Origin of the sequence: Thermotoga petrophila RKU-1 (assembly GCF_000016785.1) — a bacterium.
GTDB lineage: Bacteria > Thermotogota > Thermotogae > Thermotogales > Thermotogaceae > Thermotoga > Thermotoga petrophila.
Window position 1 is genome coordinate 518,464 of sequence record NC_009486.1, and the last position, 17,854, is coordinate 536,317.

At 46.1% G+C, this 17,854-nt stretch carries 18 protein-coding genes and 1 CRISPR repeat array; of the genes, 11 read left to right on the plus strand and 7 right to left on the minus strand.

Annotated features, from left to right (window positions below; translation table 11 throughout):
- Window positions 1-3: 3 nt before the first annotated feature.
- From TPET_RS02655 to TPET_RS02665, 3 genes are read left to right on the plus strand one after another with little or no spacing between them, the layout of a single operon-like run.
- A complete protein-coding gene (locus TPET_RS02655; protein WP_024103735.1) occupies window positions 4-450 on the plus strand; it encodes a 4Fe-4S dicluster domain-containing protein in 447 nt (148 codons plus the stop codon).
- The gene (locus TPET_RS02660; RefSeq protein ID WP_011943153.1) at window positions 447-1,724 is read left to right on the plus strand and encodes an NAD(P)/FAD-dependent oxidoreductase; all 1,278 of its coding nucleotides are present in this window, start codon (window positions 447-449) and stop codon (window positions 1,722-1,724) included. The genes TPET_RS02655 and TPET_RS02660 overlap by 4 nt, the downstream gene beginning before the upstream one ends.
- A complete protein-coding gene (locus TPET_RS02665; protein WP_008191950.1) occupies window positions 1,712-2,449 on the plus strand; it encodes a GltB/FmdC/FwdC-like GXGXG domain-containing protein in 738 nt (245 codons plus the stop codon). The genes TPET_RS02660 and TPET_RS02665 overlap by 13 nt, the downstream gene beginning before the upstream one ends.
- A gap of 26 nt (window positions 2,450-2,475) precedes the next feature.
- Here TPET_RS02665 and TPET_RS02670 read toward each other — a convergent pair whose 3' ends face one another.
- Together TPET_RS02670 and TPET_RS02675 are read right to left on the minus strand one after the other, a co-directional pair.
- The gene (locus TPET_RS02670) at window positions 2,476-3,591 is read right to left on the minus strand and encodes an ROK family transcriptional regulator (RefSeq protein WP_011943154.1); all 1,116 of its coding nucleotides are present in this window, start codon (window positions 3,589-3,591) and stop codon (window positions 2,476-2,478) included.
- 4 nt (window positions 3,592-3,595) lie between these two features.
- Window positions 3,596-4,816: a glycosyltransferase gene (locus tag TPET_RS02675; protein WP_011943155.1), complete on the minus strand. Its 1,221-nt coding sequence runs from the start codon at window positions 4,814-4,816 to the stop codon at window positions 3,596-3,598.
- A gap of 656 nt (window positions 4,817-5,472) precedes the next feature.
- Window positions 5,473-5,771: a CRISPR direct-repeat array (repeat unit 30 nt; unit sequence GTTTCAATAGTTCCTTAGAGGTATGGAAAC).
- A gap of 109 nt (window positions 5,772-5,880) precedes the next feature.
- On the opposite strand from TPET_RS02675, the gene TPET_RS02685 reads away from it, so the two are divergent.
- From TPET_RS02685 to lpdA, 4 genes are all read left to right on the plus strand, one after another.
- Complete coding sequence (locus tag TPET_RS02685) at window positions 5,881-6,846, plus strand: NAD(P)H-dependent glycerol-3-phosphate dehydrogenase (protein ID WP_012895852.1); 966 nt, start codon at window positions 5,881-5,883, stop codon at window positions 6,844-6,846.
- Window positions 6,847-6,952: 106 nt separating this feature from the next.
- Complete coding sequence (locus TPET_RS02690; protein WP_011943157.1) at window positions 6,953-8,284, plus strand: FAD-dependent oxidoreductase; 1,332 nt, start codon at window positions 6,953-6,955, stop codon at window positions 8,282-8,284.
- A gap of 24 nt (window positions 8,285-8,308) precedes the next feature.
- The gene (locus tag TPET_RS02695; RefSeq protein WP_011943158.1) at window positions 8,309-8,644 is read left to right on the plus strand and encodes a carboxymuconolactone decarboxylase family protein; all 336 of its coding nucleotides are present in this window, start codon (window positions 8,309-8,311) and stop codon (window positions 8,642-8,644) included.
- A 45-nt stretch (window positions 8,645-8,689) separates the two neighbouring features.
- A complete protein-coding gene (gene lpdA / locus TPET_RS02700) occupies window positions 8,690-10,039 on the plus strand; it encodes a dihydrolipoyl dehydrogenase (protein ID WP_011943159.1) in 1,350 nt (449 codons plus the stop codon).
- Here lpdA and TPET_RS02705 read toward each other — a convergent pair.
- On the minus strand, window positions 10,016-10,678 hold the full coding sequence (locus TPET_RS02705) for an endonuclease III domain-containing protein (protein ID WP_011943160.1): 663 nt from the start codon (window positions 10,676-10,678) through the stop codon (window positions 10,016-10,018). The two genes, lpdA and TPET_RS02705, sit on opposite strands and share 24 nt — an antisense overlap.
- Window positions 10,679-10,706: 28 nt before the next feature.
- Between TPET_RS02705 and TPET_RS02710 the strand changes: the two genes are divergently transcribed.
- From TPET_RS02710 to TPET_RS02725, 4 genes are all read left to right on the plus strand, one after another.
- A complete protein-coding gene (locus tag TPET_RS02710) occupies window positions 10,707-11,207 on the plus strand; it encodes a nitroreductase family protein (protein WP_011943161.1) in 501 nt (166 codons plus the stop codon).
- A gap of 131 nt (window positions 11,208-11,338) precedes the next feature.
- Complete coding sequence (gene nrdG / locus TPET_RS02715) at window positions 11,339-11,884, plus strand: anaerobic ribonucleoside-triphosphate reductase activating protein (protein ID WP_011943162.1); 546 nt, start codon at window positions 11,339-11,341, stop codon at window positions 11,882-11,884.
- The gene (locus TPET_RS02720; RefSeq protein WP_011943163.1) at window positions 11,850-13,805 is read left to right on the plus strand and encodes an anaerobic ribonucleoside-triphosphate reductase; all 1,956 of its coding nucleotides are present in this window, start codon (window positions 11,850-11,852) and stop codon (window positions 13,803-13,805) included. The genes nrdG and TPET_RS02720 overlap by 35 nt, the downstream gene beginning before the upstream one ends.
- An 81-nt stretch (window positions 13,806-13,886) precedes the next feature.
- Window positions 13,887-14,852, plus strand: coding sequence for a nitroreductase family protein (locus TPET_RS02725; protein WP_011943164.1), 966 nt, complete (start codon window positions 13,887-13,889; stop codon window positions 14,850-14,852).
- Here the strand turns inward: TPET_RS02725 and TPET_RS09640 are convergent.
- From TPET_RS09640 to TPET_RS02740, 4 genes are read right to left on the minus strand one after another with little or no spacing between them, the layout of a single operon-like run.
- On the minus strand, window positions 14,849-15,190 hold the full coding sequence (locus TPET_RS09640; RefSeq protein WP_274378304.1) for an ABC transporter permease: 342 nt from the start codon (window positions 15,188-15,190) through the stop codon (window positions 14,849-14,851). The genes TPET_RS02725 and TPET_RS09640 overlap by 4 nt on opposite strands.
- Window positions 15,187-15,849: an ABC transporter permease gene (locus tag TPET_RS09645; RefSeq protein ID WP_274378305.1), complete on the minus strand. Its 663-nt coding sequence runs from the start codon at window positions 15,847-15,849 to the stop codon at window positions 15,187-15,189. Before TPET_RS09645 ends, TPET_RS09640 begins: the two co-directional genes overlap by 4 nt.
- Window positions 15,842-16,927, minus strand: a complete 1,086-nt coding sequence (locus TPET_RS02735) for an ABC transporter permease (RefSeq protein WP_011943165.1) — start codon at window positions 16,925-16,927, stop codon at window positions 15,842-15,844. Before TPET_RS02735 ends, TPET_RS09645 begins: the two co-directional genes overlap by 8 nt.
- Window positions 16,924-17,829 carry an ABC transporter ATP-binding protein gene (locus TPET_RS02740; RefSeq protein ID WP_011943166.1) on the minus strand — a complete coding sequence of 302 codons (906 nt, stop codon included), beginning with the start codon at window positions 17,827-17,829 and terminating at the stop codon, window positions 16,924-16,926. The genes TPET_RS02735 and TPET_RS02740 overlap by 4 nt, the downstream gene beginning before the upstream one ends.
- Window positions 17,830-17,854: the final 25 nt, after the last annotated feature.

Consider the following 17,854-nt stretch of genomic DNA (forward strand, 5'->3'; position numbering starts at 1 on the left):
GCGGTGAGAAGAATACTTATCAGGGAAGAGTACTGCATGGGATGTAAGCTGTGTGAGATAAACTGCGTCGCTGCACAGGTGGGAACGGGAAACCTCATAAAGGTGTACAGATACGTCCCGGAACTTCCCGAACCAAACGTGATAGTGGAAGAGCACGATTACGTCACTTTCGCACTTCAGTGCAGAAACTGTGATGATCCATCCTGTCTGAAGGCCTGTATGACGGGCGCGATGCACAGAGATCCAAAAACAGGAGCCATCAGAGTGAATCAAGAAAAGTGTGTAGGATGCTGGATGTGTGTGATGGCCTGTCCCTTCGGTGTGATAAGAAGGAACACGAAAGAAAAGAAAGTTGCCTCAAAGTGTGATCTCTGTGCCGATAGAGGAACTCCTGGCTGTGTCGAAGGCTGTCCAAACGAAGCGCTCGTTCTGGTTGAGGTGAGAGAATGAGGTACGTGATAGTTGGATCCGGACCAGCCGGTTTGAACGCGATAGAAGCGATCAGAGAAGTTGACAAAGAAGGAGAAATCCTTCTGATCACGGCAGAGAAATACGTGGGATACTCAAGACCTTTGATCACCTACTTGCTTGGAAGAAAGGTCACAGAGGAGAAGATGTATTACAGAACGGAAGACTATCTGAGAGAAATGAGGGTCGATATAAAACCCGCTACAAGAGTCGAAAAGGTGATACCAGAGGAGAAAACAGTAGTAACAGACAGCGGAGAAGAAATTCGCTACGACAAACTCCTGATTGCCACCGGTGGAAAGCCGTTTGTTCCAAACATAGAAGGACTCACTGGAAAGAAAGGTGTGTTCACATTCACCACGTGGGAAGACGAAGAGAAGGTAGAAAAGTACATAGAAGAAAACGATGTGAAAGAAGCCGTGGTGCTCGGTGGAGGTCTGATCGGTCTTAAAACAACGGAAGCGCTGATGGAACTTGGAGTAAAGGTCACCATTGTTGAACTGGCAGATAGGATACTCTCCGTTACCTTCGACAGAAAGGCATCTGAGATCATCACCGAAGCTTTGAAAAAAGAAGGATGCAGTGTTATAACGAACGACACAGTGGTGAAAGTGAACGGTGATGACACGGTTTCCTCCGTTGTTCTAAAAAGCGGAAAGGAGATCCCAACAAAGCTTCTCGTCATCGCTATTGGAGTAAAGCCGAATGTGGAATTTCTCAAAGACTCCGGGATAGAGATAAACCGTGGTATTGTGGTGAACGAAAAGATGGAAACAAACGTGGAAGGTGTTTACGCTGCGGGAGACTGCACTGAATTCTACGATCTGATAGATGGTCAGAGAAAAACGATCGCCATCTGGCCTGTGGCTGTTGCGCAGGGAAGAGTGGCTGGCTACAACATGGCTGGGAGAAACGTGAGGTATCCCGGCGGTATCCCGATGAACTCCGTTGAACTCGCCGGTATTCCAACCATATCGGTCGGGCACTCGAACGTGGAAGACGATGGGTATGAAATCCTCACCTTCGAAGAAGGAAACACCTACAAAAAAATGGTGTTGAAGGACAACAGACTCATAGGTGCCATCCTTGTGAACGACATAGACAGGGCCGGAATCTACACAGGCCTCATCCTTCAAAAACTCGACGTGTCTTCTTTCAAAGACAGACTACTCGACGAGAACTTCGGCCTCGTTTACCTTCCAAAAGAGTTCAGAAAGAAGATGCTGGAGGGGGAAATCAAGATATGGTTAGAATAGACGCGAAAGGCCTCCACTACAAAAAACTGAACGACTTGATCTGGGAAGCGATAGAAAACGGAGAAGAAGAAATAGTTCTGGACAACGTTTGCGGTCAGAGATACATCGGAGCCGGAATCAGAAAGAAAGTAAAAATAGAAATAAACGGCGTTCCGGGGAACGATCTTGGTGTTTTCATGGACGGTCCTGAAATCATCGTGAACGGAAACGCACAAGACGGTGTAGGAAACACCATGAACGCAGGAAAAATCGTGGTTCACGGGCACGCGGGCGACATCATAGGATACGCCATGAGGGGTGGACACATCTACATAAAAAGAAATGCTGGATATCGAGTGGGAATACACATGAAGGCCTACAAAGAAAATTACCCCGTTGTCGTCATAGGAGGCTTTGCGAGAGACTTCCTCGGAGAATACATGGCAGGAGGACTTCTCATAGTGCTGGGACTGGAAAAAGATGAAGATGGAAACATCGCAGGAAACTACGTTGGAACAGGAATGCACGGTGGGGAGATCTTTCTCAGAGGAACCGTAGAAGAGCACAAACTCGGAAAAGAAGTGAAAATCTTCCAGCCCACCGAAGAGGATATCAACAGGATCAAGCCTTATGTTGAAGAGTTCTGCAGACTCTTTGACTACGACTCAGAGGAGATTCTGAACGGAGAATTCATCATCCTCAAACCCTACACACACAGACCGTACGGAAGATTGTATGCGTATTAAAAAAGAGCTCCCGGGATTCCGGGAGCTTATTTCACAATATAAGGAAGGTATTTGTCAACAACCGCCCGAGCCGCGCCGAGCATCCAGTTCGCATTGGCCACCTGAAATTGCACTTCTCCCACAAAATCGCGATTGAATCGAGCTCTAACCATCTCTTCCAAGATCTTGATCATTTCTTCGTTGACCACACCCTCTCCCGCGAAGAACACCCGAGAAACACCCGAACCCATGATAACGTTCCCCAAGACCACAGAAAAGGTTTTGAATGCCTTTTCGTAGTGCACTTTCACAGAATCAAAATCCTTTCTGGCTTTTTCTCTCAATTCTTCGATTGTCTGCCTGTACTTTTCTTCTTCGCTTGTGATGAAATCTTCGAAATCAATCTCTTTTCCAAGGCAAGACTTCAAAACAGCGTACTCTGAAGAATGATACTCCAGACAACCTGTCTGTCCACAGTAGCACTTTCCTTCTGAAGAAGCCAGCATGTGTCCCATTTCTAAGTGATGAATCCTCTTATCTTTCCAGAGACTCGCACCTATGCCGATGCCGTAGCTCACCAGAAGAAAGTCTGCGTTCACTCTCTGGGAAATTTCCCGGCAGAGAGCATCCGAATCGTTCATGACGAGGATCCTTTCAAGATCTTTCAGGACTTTCCTTGGATCCCAGTCTTTCACGTTCATCACATGGGAAACGATCACTTTTCCTTCTTTCACGATTCCAGAAGAGCAAATACCCACTCCGAGAAGATTTTCACTGTGAAGTTGTTCGATGGTTTCTCTGAGAGCACGAGTATAACCGTCGTTGTTTCTCATACCGGACAGAATCTGCACTCTGTGTTCTTTCAAAGGATTCATGCTTGCGTCAAAGAGTACACCCCGTACCTCTTCGCGACCCACCTTCACCCCGATCGCGGTGAATTTCTCTGGATTGACACTCAAAATCTGATATGGTCTTCCCCTCTCCTTTTTGATCTCCTCAAAGACGAGGAAACCTTCATCGAGCAACTCGTCGATTATGTAGCTCAGAGTGCTGTGTGCGAGGTTCAAATTGCTGGCAAGCTGGTTTCTGGTAGTTTTTCCATTTCTCAGTATGTACCTCAAGATCTTTATCTTGTTCTCTTTTCGAAGAAGCGGAGAAGGCACCCTCTCACCTCAACAGATCTGAGAAGAGTTTCAGATAGTTCTTCAGATGCACCGTGATAATGAAATTCTCCACCACAGTTTGCCTTCCTTTTTCTCCCATTTTTCTTCTGAGTTCTTCATCTCTTATGAGTTTTACCACGTATCCTGCAAGGTCCTCTCTTTCCCATGCCAAATAACCATTTTCTCCATGTTTCACCTGTATCTTAACACCACCAACTGGCCTTGCTACGACCGGAACTCTCTTGTAAAGTGCTTCACTTATGACGAGACCGAAGCCTTCTCTTGTTGCCGTGTGCAGAGCGACAGTCGTGGCCCTCTGAATAGCGTTCACTTCCTTGTTTCCAACACCTTTCAGGTTCGTGCAGAATTTTATATCTTCGTCCGTTCCGGCGTATCTGAGGACCTTTTCAAAGAAGAACCATCCCTCCGGATCGTCCGTTGCCATGGCGGAAACTACGGCAAGCTGAACCTCCGGGATCTCTTTCTTCACCAGTCTATAGACGTCGATGGCACTGAAAAGATCTTTCCATGGATCAAATCGAGACACAACAGTTATCAGAGGCCTTTCCGGGTCTATTTCGAGTCTTTCGAGAGTTTTTCTTATTGTGTCTTCATCAAGATCTCGATTCTTTTCACTCAGGGGATCTATACTCGGTGGGAAAGCTATGCTCCTTTCTTTCCATCCCTGCGGGAAATACTCCTCGAGATGGAAAACAAGTCTGTCGTATCCCTCCAAATACTGGGAAAATCTCTGCCAGACCTTCATGTTTGGAGTGGATAGATCTATATGACATCTCCAGATCCACTTTCTGTCGTTCAAATCCACGAATTTTCTCAGAGCTGCTGGTTGGGGATCGTGGATCACGAATAACTCTTCGTCCTGGATCAGTTCTGCGTTTTTTCTGCAGACCTCTTCGTAAAGGTTCCACTCTTCCTCTGAAATCTCTATATCAGCACCTTGAAGCGTGTTGTGAAACTTTTTTGTGACGTTGAAAAACTCATCGGGTGCCTCTATGACCCTCCACCTGGCGTCCAGACCAACCGATCTCATAAGCGGAACGAGATTGTGGAGGATTTCGGCAACTCCTCCACCGTAGGCAGTCGCATTGACGTGAAGAACCTTTTTTCCTTTAAGAGGTTCTGCAAGTTTTTTTATCTCGTCCACCTCGTTTCCGATTATGGTGCGGTACTCCTCTATGTTTCGCTCTCTCAACACAACATCCACGGTGATCCCTCCCGAATTTATTCGTAACTTGAATTAATACACAATTAATCATACCACAGGATGGAAATGTTTCAAGAGGTTTTTTCGAGTTAGCGAAAATAAAGGTAGTTTTGAACAATATTGTTTTATGCATACAAACCAGGTTAGTTCCAATCATTCACAAAGTAGGTGATGTGTGTACTTGGCATTGGAAGAACGATACAGAGTATGCAATTACCGGTAACGAAAAATTTCATGCGGGTTTGTGGTACCGGAAGCTATGCGTTAAAAAGGGAATAATGGATGATATGAAGAGACAATATGAAGAGAATTTGTGGTAATCGATGACGTGTAAGTGCTTTGAATTCGAGAAGTTAACAGTTAACTTCTAACACATTGAGGAATACCTTCTTTCATCTATTTGTGAAACATGGAACTAATCGATTTTTACCAGAAACACCCCAAAATGCCCTGACCTAGGTTGATATAATTTATCTTCTGTTTTTTGCTTGTGTTCTTTCATTGTTTGACTATGCAATTATTCCATTTTTCCAAACAGTACTTGAAGGTGCTCTCTTGTGTGTTAGAATGGTTTATGGAAAGGGAGGATATGGAAGGTCAAAAAACATCTTGCTTTCAGATTGTGTTTGTGGTATAATTTCTCTTGAACTCAACGGGTTTCAATAGTTCCTTAGAGGTATGGAAACGCTTCAGCAGATTAAACAATACGTGAATCCAAGTCTGTTTCAATAGTTCCTTAGAGGTATGGAAACCGGTTGCCTCTGCAATCATTTTTACACGGCCATTAATGTTTCAATAGTTCCTTAGAGGTATGGAAACCCGTAGTCAAAATCGTAGAAACAGACAAGGTACCAACCGGTTTCAATAGTTCCTTAGAGGTATGGAAACGGAGTACCTTCCGCTTCTTCCAAGCAACGTGGTAGAGGTTTCAATACTTCCTTAGAGGTATGGAACCACCCGATTCCGTGAGATATGAGAGCACTATTTCACGAAGCAGGGGAAAACCCTGCTTTTTGTTTTTTGTTAAAATTCTTGGGGAATTCTATCTTCGAGGAGGAATGGAGATGAGATTTTTTGTTCTCGGTGCAGGGAGCTGGGGGACAGTTTTTGCACAGATGCTGCATGAAAACGGAGAAGAAGTAGTTCTCTGGGCAAGAAGGAAAGAGATCGTCGATCTCATAAATGTTTCACACACGAGCCCTTATGTGGAGGAATCGAAGATCACCGTAAGAGCCACAAACGATCTTGATGAGCTCAAAAAAGAAGACATTCTCGTTATAGCGATTCCCGTTCAGTACATAAGAGAGTATCTTCTGAGACTACCTGTGAAACCTTTCATGGTGTTGAATCTTTCAAAGGGAATAGAGATCAAAACAGGTAAAAGAGTATCTGAGATCGTTGAAGAGATACTGGGTTGTCCTTACGCTGTCCTCTCCGGCCCTTCACATGCCGAAGAGGTCGCAAAAAAACTTCCAACTGCCGTCACACTCGCTGGAGAAAATTCAAAAGAACTTCAAAGGAGAATCTCCTCTGAGTACTTCAGGGTGTACACCTGCGAAGATGTGGTGGGAGTAGAGATTGCCGGGGCACTAAAGAACGTCATCGCTATCGCTGCGGGAATCCTCGACGGACTCGGTGGATGGGACAACGCGAAGGCAGCACTCGAAACTCGTGGTATCTACGAAGTAGCAAGATTTGGAATGTTCTTTGGAGCGGATCAGAAAACCTTCATGGGGCTTGCTGGAATAGGAGATCTCATGGTCACTTGCAACAGCCGTTACAGCAGGAATAGACGTTTCGGGGAATTGATAGCGCGAGGATTCGATCCGCTGAAACTCCTTGAAAGCTCACAACAGGTTGTAGAAGGTGCCTTTACCGTGAAAGCCGTGATGAAAATATCAGAAGAAAAGAAAATAGATATGCCCATCTCCGAAGAAGTTTACCGGGTTATTTACGAAAGAAAATCACCCCTCCAATCAATGAGAGATCTCATGAGAAGAAGCCTGAAAGCCGAATTCTGGGCGAGTTGATTTGGCACCTCGAGATTTTTCTACCTTTATAGTTGAAATTTAATGTGAAAAGTAGTAAAATTGTGAATGGAAGATCGTGAAAAAATTCTCTTTTGGAGGGAAAAACATGAAATACGATGTTGTTGTTGTCGGAGGCGGGCCAGCCGGTCTTGTGGCGGCGTTCACCACAAAGAGATTCTTTGGAGACAAAAAAATTCTCGTTATCAAGAAGACCGAGAAAGAAATGGTACCCTGTGGAATACCGTACATCTTTCATACTCTCGGCAGCGTGGAAAACGACTACATGGGAATTGAAGATCGCTTCAAAAGTGCGGGCATAGATCTTCTGATAGATGAAGTTGTCGATGGAAACCCCGATGAAAAAAAGCTTCTCGCTAAGAGTGGAAAAGAGATTTCTTACGACAAACTCATCATCGCAACCGGCTCTTCACCGAACACACCGAAGATACCAGGTGTGGATCTAAAAGATGTCTTCACCGTTCCAAAAGAAGCCGATTATCTTAAACTGTTGCACGAGAAGGTAAAGGGTGCTAAAGATGTGGTCATCATCGGAGGTGGTTTCATAGGAGTTGAGGTGGCCGATGAGATCAAAAAATCTGGGAAAAACGTCACCCTTGTGGAGATAATGGACAGTCTTCTTCCTGTGTCGTTCGATCCGGATTTTGGAGAACTCGCGAGAAAGGAACTCGAATCGGACAACGTCAAAGTCCTTACAGGAAGAAAAGTAACAGAGATCCTCGGAACGGAAAAAGTGGAGGGAGTAAAGCTGGACAGCGGAGAAACGATCCCGGCCGATGTGGTCGTGCTCGCAACGGGTTACAGACCAAATTCCGAACTCGCAAAGAAACTCGGACTCAAAGTGACAGAACTTGGTTTCATAGAAACAGATGAGTACATGAGAACTTCAAAACCAGACATCTTCGCTGCGGGTGACTGTGTGCAACACAAAGACTTCCTCACTGGAAAGCCTTCCAGACTTATGCTTGCCTCCGCTGCTGTTTTTGATGCCAGAATTGCAGCGTCCAATCTGTACGGTTTGAAGGTGATCAGGACAAACAAAGGTTCTCTGAACGCGTACTCAACCGTCATAGGAAGCAAAGCGTTCGGCTCTGTGGGAATAACGGAGAGAATAGCGAAGGAAGAAGGATTCGAAGTTGTCGTTGGAAAGGCGGAAGCACCGGACAGACACCCAGGAAAGTTCGAAGACACCTCAAAACTCCTGGTGAAACTTATCTTCTCAGAAGACAGCAAGATCCTGCTCGGTGCACAGGTGTGCGGTGGAAAGAGCGTCGGTGAGATAGTGAACCTAATAAGCCTCGGCATACAGAAAGGCATCACAGCGAACGATCTCTTCACCATGCAGATCGGAACACATCCACTTCTCACATCTGCTCCAACGGTGTATCCATTGGCGAAAGCGGCTGAAATGGTATTATAAATTTCTCATATGGAGGTGTTGCTCATGGCAGCGAAAGAAAAGCTGGAACAGATTCAGAAGCAGCTTCAGGAGATCATCGGAAAGGCACCTGAGATCGGAAAGTTCGCAGAATACGTTCACGCAGCTGAAAGCACAAAAGCACTCGACACAAAAACGAAGGAACTCATATCTCTTGGAATAGCTGTGGCAGTGAGATGTGAACCGTGTATCGTCTGGCATACGGGAGCCGCAGTGAAAGCGGGAGCGACAGAAGAAGAGATCCTCGACACAATCAAAGTGGCAGTCTGTATGGGCGGTGGTCCTGCACTCATGTATGGTTTGAAGGCATACGAAATCGCCCTCGAATTCCTCGGAAAATGAAATAACCCCTCCCTTTGGGAGGGGGTTTCTCAGGAGGGAAAGAGGATGTACGATGCGGTAATCATAGGAGGAGGACCCGGAGGTTACGTCTGCGCCATAAAACTTGTACAGCTTGGAAAGAAGGTCGCACTTGTCGAAAAAGATGCCCTCGGGGGAACCTGTACCAACAGGGGATGCATTCCAACGAAGGCGATGCTCACAGTCTCTCATCTCATGGATGAAATGAAAGAGAAAGCTTCAAAGTACGGCTTGAAAGTCTCAGGAGTCGAATACGACGTTGATACCATAATGAAACACGTTCAAAAGAGTGTGATGATGTCAAGAAAGGGAATAGAGTATCTGTTGAACAAGAACGGAGTTGAAGTCTTCAAAGGAACGGCCGTCGTGGAAAACAAGAACACGGTTGTCGTCCAAGAAACGGGAGAGAAACTGGAAGCAAAGAATCTTGTCCTCGCACACGGATCCGTTCCCTCCGTTTTTTCTCCCTTCGATATCGACGGAGTCTGGACGAGTGATGACGTGTTCAATTTGAAAGAATTTCCAAAGTCGCTTGTGATAATAGGCGGTGGTGTCATAGGTGTTGAATTCGCAACGTTCTTCGGTTCTTTCGGTGTGGATGTGACGATCGTGGAGATCGCAGAACACATCCTCCCTTACGAAGATTCGGATGTGGCAGAAGAAGTGAAAAAGGCCCTCAAAAGGAAAGGTGTTAAGATCCTGGAAAAAACAAAAGTTTCCTCCCTGAGCAAAGTCGATGACGGCTTTGAAGTCGCACTCGAAAATGGAGAAACCCTGAAGGCAGAAAAGGTCCTGCTCGCCGCAGGAAGAAAGCCCAACATACCGGAGGACGTGAAGGCTCTCGGAGTGAAGATAGAAAAAGGAGTCGTCACTGATAGCAGGATGAGAACGAACGTGGAAAACGTTTACGCGATAGGAGATATCAGAAGTGGAATCATGCTCGCTCATGTGGCCATGTACGAGGGAATAGTCGCTGCAAAGAACATCGCGGGAGAAGAGGAAGAAATGGATTACTCGGCCGTTCCGAGTATCATCTTCTCCTCTCCGGAAGTGGCATCTGTCGGTGTGAGAGAAAAAGACGTGAACCCCGAAGAAGTTGTGATCTCCAAGTTCCCGGTTTCTGCAAACGGAAGGGCAAGAACGATGCTTGAAAACATAGGGTTTGCCAAGGTCATAGCGGACAAGAAGGATAGAACAGTTCTCGGCATGAGCATCGTTTCACCATCGGCTACCGATATGATCATGGAAGGTGTCATAGCCGTGAAGTTCAGAATGAAAGCGGAAGATCTGGAGAAAGCCATTCACCCGCATCCAACGCTGACAGAAACCATCCTCGGGGCTCTTGAAGGGGTCTCAGGAAAACCCATTCATCTGTGATACATGGCAGCACTCTTTCTTTAAAGGGCAGACACCGCACTTCGGAGTTTTGCTGCAAAATTTTTTCGCGTGTTCCACGATAAGCCCGTGAAACTCCTGGTAAAGACGAACATCCTCTGGATAGTGAGTCATGAAAAGCCTTTGCACTTCGTCGTAGTCGTTCAGTTCGATGTTGAAGATTCTCTTCAAAAGTCTTCTTGTGTAGCTGTCAACGACGAAAATCGGTTTTTCCAAGGCGTAGAGCAGAATGGCATCGGCGGTTTCTTTGCCGATGCCTTTTATTTTGAGGAGTCTTTCTCGTAAAATATGTGTTGGAAGATCTCTCAGACGAGATAGATTGTAGTTGTATTCTTTGAGAAATTTCAACAGTGCCTTGAGGCGCTTTGTTTTGATGTTGAAGAACCCCGCTGGTCTTATGAGCTCTGCTACTTTCTCCTCGGGAAGAGAATCCAGTTCTTTCAGCAGGTTGTTTCCTTTGACTGCGTTTTTGATGTTTTCCATGACACGTTCAACGTTCTTCCAGTTCGTGTTCTGGGTGAGGATGGCAGTTATTGCGATTTCCTCAGGTGTTCCGGGCCACCATTTCCCAACCGATCCGTGTATTTCCAGTAACTTTCTGTAGAGTTCTGTCAGTCTCATACTTAAAATTATACGGGGGGTGAACCAGATGAGCATCATCTACAGGAGAAGGAGTATCAGAAAGTATCAGAAAAAGGATGTTCCGGACGAGCTGGTGAAAGAGATCATCCGTGCCGCCATGCACGCTCCTTCTGCGTGCAATCAACAACCGTGGCATTTCGTTGTTATCAGAAACGAAGAAACAAAAAAGAAAATCGCGGAGATCCACCCTCATGCACAAATGTCTGCAGAGGCGCCCGTTGTAATCCTTGTCTGTGGAGATCCCACACTTGAAAAATGCAAAGGCTACTGGGTCCAAGACTGCTCTGCCGCCGTGGAGAACCTTCTTCTGAGAGCGACAGAACTCGGTCTTGGAGCCGTGTGGTGTGGAGTTCATCCAAGAGAGGAAAGAGTGAAAGCCTTCAGAGAGCTTCTTGGAATACCCGAACATGTCGTTCCTTTCGCCATTGTTCCTGTGGGATACCCCGCAGAGCAACCTGCCCAGGTGGACAGGTTCAAGCCCGAAAGGATCCATTACGAAAAATGGTGAAAAACATTAACAAACAGATCCATCTTTTTAGAATCTCCACCAACAATTTTTTGAGATGTAACTAAACAAACCACAATATATTGTGGTAAAATCTTAGCAGATCTCACCGGAAGGGGGTCCTTCCCTTGTATGTGAACCGAATAGGAACTTTCCGGGATCATCCAGATCTCTATGGGGTGTCGGTTTACTTCCAGGGGTGCGATGCGAAACCAAAATGCTACATGTGCCACAATCCAGAAACATGGCATCTTTCAGAAGAATACAAAAGACCCGCAGAGGTTGTGACAAAGATCATCGATGAAAAACTCTCGAGTCTTTTGAGGTACTTCCCAAAAGCCGCCCTCGTCTTTCTCGGGGGAGAACCCCTCGCACCGTACAACAGAGAAGAGACGCTTTCTCTTTCGAAGATGTTCAAGGAAAAGTACGGAGAACGCTTGACGGTAGTGCTGTTCACCTGGAGGCTTCCGAAGGACATCGTAAAAGAGAACCTTCTCAAGTACGTTCAATACGTGGATGAGTTTGTCATGGGAAGGTACCTCCACGCTTATCGTCAAGATGGATTTCCAGCTTCTAAAAACCAGATTCATATTGACAGGAGAACTTTTGAGAGAATGATCGAAGCGGTGTTGAGGAGGGAACACCATGAAGGTTCAGTATTCGTTCGAAAGAGAATTTGAAGAACTGATGAGTGATCTTCTTTCCAAGTACGGTTATGAGATGTTCCAGATGGACGGCCTCGGCGACCAGCTCGATGTGGTAAAGTTCACAGAAGACTTCGTGAGACGGGGAATCATCGAGTCCACGATCGACGCAAACGCGAACGTCAGGGTCACAAACATCAGTACTTACTTCATCGAGATATCTAAGCCGCACACGTACCTCTACTCGCTGTACAGGATCTGGCAAAAGATGAAGGAGATGTTCGGAAAAGAGGTCGCAGACGAGTTTGTTGAAGCGCAGATAAACGGTGCCGTCTATCTTCACGACAGACACCACGCAGCTCTCATGCCTTACTGTTTCGCCTACACCCTGCAGCCCATAGTGGAGAAGGGGCTTCCGTTCATAAAAACCATAAAATCCGAGCCCGCAAAGCACCTGTCCACATTCATTCAGCATGTCATTCAGTTCGTGATGTTCGCGTCCAACCAAAGCTCTGGTGCGGTTGGACTTCCTGACTTTTTCGTCTGGATGTGGTACTTCGTCAAGAAAGACCTCGAGGAAGGAATTATTCCTCGCGACAAACTCGACTGGTACATAGAACAGCATTTCCAGATACTCACCTACTCGCTGAACCAGCCCATCAGAACAACGCAGTCTCCGTACACGAACTTCACGTACCTCGACAGAAACTACATAAAAGCGATTTTCGAAGGGGAAAGATACCCAGATGGTTCTTTGATCACAGACCACGTGGAAGACATCATCGCTCTGCAGAAACACTACTGGGAGTGGGTGTCAAAGGAAAGAGAGCGCCAGATGTTCACTTTCCCTGTACTCACAGCAAGCCTTCTCTATAGAGACGGCAAGTTCCTCGACGAGGACAGCGCTCGCTTCATAAACAAAATCAACATGAAGTGGCAGGACACGAACTGGTACATCTCCGACTCAATAGACGCTGTGGCGTCCTGCTGCAGGCTCACATCGTCTACTCAAACTCTGAAGAAGTTCTCACTCTCGAGCGAAGAAGAAGAAAAACTGAAAGGAAGGATGAACTCTATCGGTGGATCGGACCTGAACATCGGATCCTTCAAAGTGATCACGATGAACCTTCCAAGAATCGCTCTTGAAAGCGGCGGAGACAGAGAAAAGTATCTTCAGATTCTCAGGCACCGCGTTCAGCTCATCAAAAAAGCCCTCGCCGCAGTCAGGGAGATCATAAAAGAGAGAATATCCGAAGGACTTCTTCCTCTCTACGAAAACGGTCTAATGCTTTTGAACAGACAGTACGGAACCATCGGTGTCACTGGTGTCTGGGAGAGCGCCTCGATCATGGGATTGACCACGGAAGACATCGACGGTCTGAAGTACACAGAAGAAGGAGAAGTGTTCGTAGACAACGTTTTGGACACCATCCGAGAAGAAGCGGAAAAGGGATACCATGAGTACGGCTTCACCTTCAACATAGAACAGGTACCCGCAGAGAAAGCGGCTGTGACTCTTGCTCAGAAAGACAGATTTCTCTTCGGTGAGAAACAGCCGTTCGAGATCTACTCCAACCAGTGGGTGCCTCTCATGGCGAACACGGATGTTCTCAACAGAATCCGCTACTCCGGAAAATGGGACAAAAAGGTGAGTGGAGGAGCGATTCTGCATATCAACCTCGGAGAATCTTTCAAGACGGAGGAAGAATCCTTCAACATGGTGAAAATGATCGCGGACATGGGTGTAATGTACTTTGCGTTCAACACGAAGATCAGCGTGTGTGAGGATGGACACGCGTTCTACGGGGAGAGATGCCCGGCCTGCGGAAAAGCCAAAGTAGATGAATACATGAGAATCGTAGGGTATCTCGTTCCGGTTTCCGCTTTCAACAAAGAAAGAAGAGAAATAGAGTATCCCAGAAGACAGTTCTACGATTCGCTGACAATCAGAAGGTGATCAAGCCCCCGCACAACGCGGGGGTTTTTTGTGGTACAATTATTATTGAGAATTAGTTTCAACTTGTTGGAGGTGAGTTTCATGAGGGTGAGGCACTTTGAACTCCTCACAGACGAAGGGAAAACTTTTACTCACGTTGATCTTTACGGAAAGTACACCATCCTCTTCTTTTTCCCTAAGGCAGGAACGAGCGGCTGCACGAGAGAAGCCGTCGAATTCTCCAAGGAAAACTTCGAGAAGGCCCAGGTAGTGGGGATCTCCAGAGACAGTGTTGAAGCATTGAAGAGATTCAAAGAAAAGAACGATCTCAAAGTGACTCTCCTTTCAGATCCAGAAGGAATTCTCCATGAGTTTTTCAACGTTTTGGAAAACGGAAAAACAGTTCGATCCACCTTCTTGATAGACAGATGGGGCTTTGTGAGGAAAGAATGGAGAAGAGTGAAGGTCGAAGGACATGTTCAGGAAGTGAAAGAAGCTTTAGATCGACTGATAGAAGAAGACCTTTCACTGAACAAACACATAGAGTGGAGAAGGGCAAGGAGAGCGTTGAAAAAAGACAGAGTACCGAGAGAGGAGTTAGAACTTCTCATAAAAGCAGCTCATCTTGCTCCTTCGTGCATGAACAACCAGCCGTGGAGGTTCGTGGTAGTGGATGAAGAGGAACTCCTCAAAAAGATACACGAAGCACTTCCCGGTGGAAACTACTGGATGAAGAACGCACCCGCTTTGATAGCGGTTCATTCGAAAAAAGACTTCGATTGTGCACTTCCAGATAACAGAGATTACTTCCTGTTCGACACTGGGCTTGCCGTGGGAAACATTCTTGTTCAAGCAACACAAATGGGCCTTGTGGCTCATCCCGTTGCAGGCTACGATCCTGTGAAGGTCAAAGAGATCCTGAAAATCCCTGAAGATCACGTGCTGATAACCTTGATCGCTGTAGGATACCTGGGAGACGAAAGTGAGCTTTCCGAGAAACACAGGGAGCTGGAACGCTCAGAAAGGGTGAGAAAAGAGCTCTCCGAGATCGTCAGGTGGAACCTTTAGTCCTCTTTTCTCAGAACGAGTGATGCGGTGTAAAAGACAAACATAAGACCAGCTAAGAACATGATCACTGCGGTGATAATGTACCTGCTGAACGGAAATATCTCAAAGCCCAATGAGTACCTGATGAGTTCCACACCATATTTCACAGGTAGGAAATAAGAGACAACTCTCAGATAATCAGGGAGGAACGAGACCGGAAAATAAACACCTGTTAGAAACATCATAATGGTGAAGAGAATCACAGCAACATTCGTTGCCACATCGGATTTCTTGAACAGAATTGATATCAAAGCTCCAAGTACGATGAAGGATAGAACAGAACTGACGACGGATATCACACGTTCAGTTCGTAGCTTGCTTTAAAGATCAAAGTTCCCAGCAGCATTATGAGAGCGGTGCTCAAAATTCCGTAGAACATCCTCGCTGAGATGAGACCAAAGACAAAGGAAAAGTTTCCAACGGGAGTTGCTTTGAGCCTCTTCAAAAAGCCTCTTTCACGATAGCGGGAGAACACGTCCACGGTTCCAAAGAGCCCGATCGAGAGTAGAGATACGGCGATCACACCCGTGAGGGTGTAATCGAAAGGTGTGAGCTCTCTTGCGGCTTTCAGAACTTCTTTTTTCACCATGATGACGGGATTCAGACCGTTGAGGAGCCTTGTGACCTTGTTTTTGAGGGAGATCTCCCAGGAGTCGAGAAGCGATTGATAGTATTCGTCCGTTGTGTTTCTTATAAAGATGATTCTTTCTTTCTCCACCACCGCCACTTCGTGGTAGTAGCCCTTCAACTCCTCGAGCGAGGTGTAAACATCTCCAAAATCCGAAAGATCGTAATCGACGGTCACAACTGCTGTTTTCACAGAATTGCCGGAACCGCCAAAAAGAAAACCAAAAATCAGAAGAAACATGACGGGAAAAGCAATGCTGAAAAAAGTGGAAATTTTATCCCTCCACGATTCTTTCCACATAGCAGAGAACAGAGCCAAAAACTCACTCAACCATCATCACCCTCCTCCAGTTCAAAAAAAAGAGAACTAAAGAGAGTACTATCCACACGATCGGCACTAAAAAGTGATTCGAGTAAATCGTTCTGTATCCGAAAGATCCCCTCAGATAATCCACCAAGTAGGTTGCAGGATTTCCAAGAACAACCGCTTTGATCGGCCAAGGAATTCCGGAGACATCGAAGTAAAAACCTCCGAGGAACATGAACACCTGGTTGAACACCTGCGAAGCTGCTCTCAAAGCGGAGAAGGTTTTGAACAGAGACACCATGAGCAGAGACACACTCAGAAACGTAAGAAAGGAAAGAAGCACACCGCCTAAGAAGGATACATTGATGGGGAACTCTACTCCGTACACAAAACGTGCAAAGAGCGTCACAGAAGCGGAAGTGATGGACATGGCAAAAAGTCCGCAGACGACTATGGAGAAAAAGTAGTGATGACCTCTCAGTGGAGAAGCGAGGATTCTTTTCAAAATTCCCTGCTCTCTGTAGAGAGCGAGCTGATACGGAACAGTGAAGAGGCCGACGGACATCACACCCACAAGAAGAACGGCAGGAAGAATGTAGTGAGAGTAATTGATAGCCTGCCTTTCTTTTTTTCTGTACTCCACTTCTACCTCCTTTACCTTTCTTAGTTGAAGGTCGAGCGACTCGAGTATGTTAGAAACAACGTTCGCAAGGACAATGGATTCCTGCCTCTCCGGAGCGTAGAGAATGGTGATCTCTACAGGAACAGAGATCTTCGTTTTGGAAAAGATGATAGCTTTTGTGAAGAGATTGTCGAAGTTCTCCGGTAGAATCACACAAACATCGATCTTTCCGTATTTGAGGTCTCTTTCAGGGTTCTGTGTTCTGATGATCTCGATACCGGATGGGAGATGGCTGAACACACTCTCTACCAAACTACTCTCTCCCACAAGTCCTATCCTCAGGTTCATGTTAGAAGACATATCTCCGAAGATGGATACGAGAATGAGATAGAGGAGTATTGGAAAAAGGAAATTCCAAAAAAGAACGCTCTTAGTTCTGAAGTAATCGTTTTTCAGAATGGAAACAACAAGATGCCTCATTCTCTGAGATCCCTGCCTGTGAGCTTCAGGAAAACATCTTCAAGATTCGGTTTTCTTATCACGATGTTTGAAACGTTCCAATTTTTCAGGAGATCTTTTATGAGTTCTTCTGGGGCATCAGTTTCCACAACGTAGTGGTTCTCTTTTTTCTCCAAGTATCTCACGTTCACGTCCTGATCACAGTCAAACTCGACGACGGTTTTCAGCCCGGAAGAGCTTATGAGAGAGGAAGGAGTTCCTTCTGCTATGATCTTCCCGTGGTCTATGATGCAGACGTGGTCAGATAGTCTCTCTGCCTCTTCCATGTAATGGGTGGTGAGAAAGATGGTCTTTCCAAGATTTTTGAAGTGTTCTATGGTGTCCCATATCTGCCTTCTCGCCTGTGGGTCAAGACCTGTCGTTGGTTCGTCGAGGAAAACAATCTCCGGATCGTTGATGAACGCCACAGCCACTGCGAGTCTCTGAAGCTGGCCCCCAGAGAGTGTTTTCACCATTTTTTTCTCTATGTTTTCAAGAGAAAACAATCCCATCACTTCTTTGAGATCCAATCCCGTTCCGTACAGCCCGCGGAACAATTTGAGGGTTTCCCAAACGGTGAGGTTTTCAAAAAAGGCACTTTTCTGGAGACACACACCAATTTTTCTCTTCGTTTCTCTATCTAAGACATCCTTTCTCTCACCGAAATAGTAGATCTCCCCGGAGTCTTTCTTTCTGAGACTTTCGAGTATCTCAACGGTCGTGGTTTTTCCCGCACCGTTGGGTCCAAGGAAGGAGAAAACAGTTCCACGCTCCACGGTGAAACTTATCCCGTCCACGGCCTTCACGTCACCGTAGTGTTTCTTCAGATCAACGACTTTCAAAATCTCCAGAAAAAATCCCCCCTTTGAATGTAATACTACCATACATTGAAACAAAAAAGCGCCCCTC

Bases quoted from the DNA above. Each gene is read 5' to 3' on its own strand.
- lpdA (WP_011943159.1), top strand. From the start codon at position 8,690: ATGTACGATGCGGTAATCATAGGAGGAGGACCCGGAGGTTACGTCTGC.
- TPET_RS02735 (WP_011943165.1), bottom strand. From the start codon at position 16,927: ATGAGGCATCTTGTTGTTTCCATTCTGAAAAACGATTACTTCAGAACT.
- TPET_RS02725 (WP_011943164.1), top strand. From the start codon at position 13,887: ATGAGGGTGAGGCACTTTGAACTCCTCACAGACGAAGGGAAAACTTTT.
- TPET_RS02660 (WP_011943153.1), top strand. From the start codon at position 447: ATGAGGTACGTGATAGTTGGATCCGGACCAGCCGGTTTGAACGCGATA.
- TPET_RS02665 (WP_008191950.1), top strand. From the start codon at position 1,712: ATGGTTAGAATAGACGCGAAAGGCCTCCACTACAAAAAACTGAACGAC.
- TPET_RS02690 (WP_011943157.1), top strand. From the start codon at position 6,953: ATGAAATACGATGTTGTTGTTGTCGGAGGCGGGCCAGCCGGTCTTGTG.
- TPET_RS02685 (WP_012895852.1), top strand. From the start codon at position 5,881: ATGAGATTTTTTGTTCTCGGTGCAGGGAGCTGGGGGACAGTTTTTGCA.
- TPET_RS02740 (WP_011943166.1), bottom strand. From the start codon at position 17,829: ATGGTAGTATTACATTCAAAGGGGGGATTTTTTCTGGAGATTTTGAAA.
- TPET_RS02705 (WP_011943160.1), bottom strand. From the start codon at position 10,678: ATGAGACTGACAGAACTCTACAGAAAGTTACTGGAAATACACGGATCG.
- TPET_RS02695 (WP_011943158.1), top strand. From the start codon at position 8,309: ATGGCAGCGAAAGAAAAGCTGGAACAGATTCAGAAGCAGCTTCAGGAG.
- TPET_RS02720 (WP_011943163.1), top strand. From the start codon at position 11,850: ATGAAGGTTCAGTATTCGTTCGAAAGAGAATTTGAAGAACTGATGAGT.
- TPET_RS02710 (WP_011943161.1), top strand. From the start codon at position 10,707: ATGAGCATCATCTACAGGAGAAGGAGTATCAGAAAGTATCAGAAAAAG.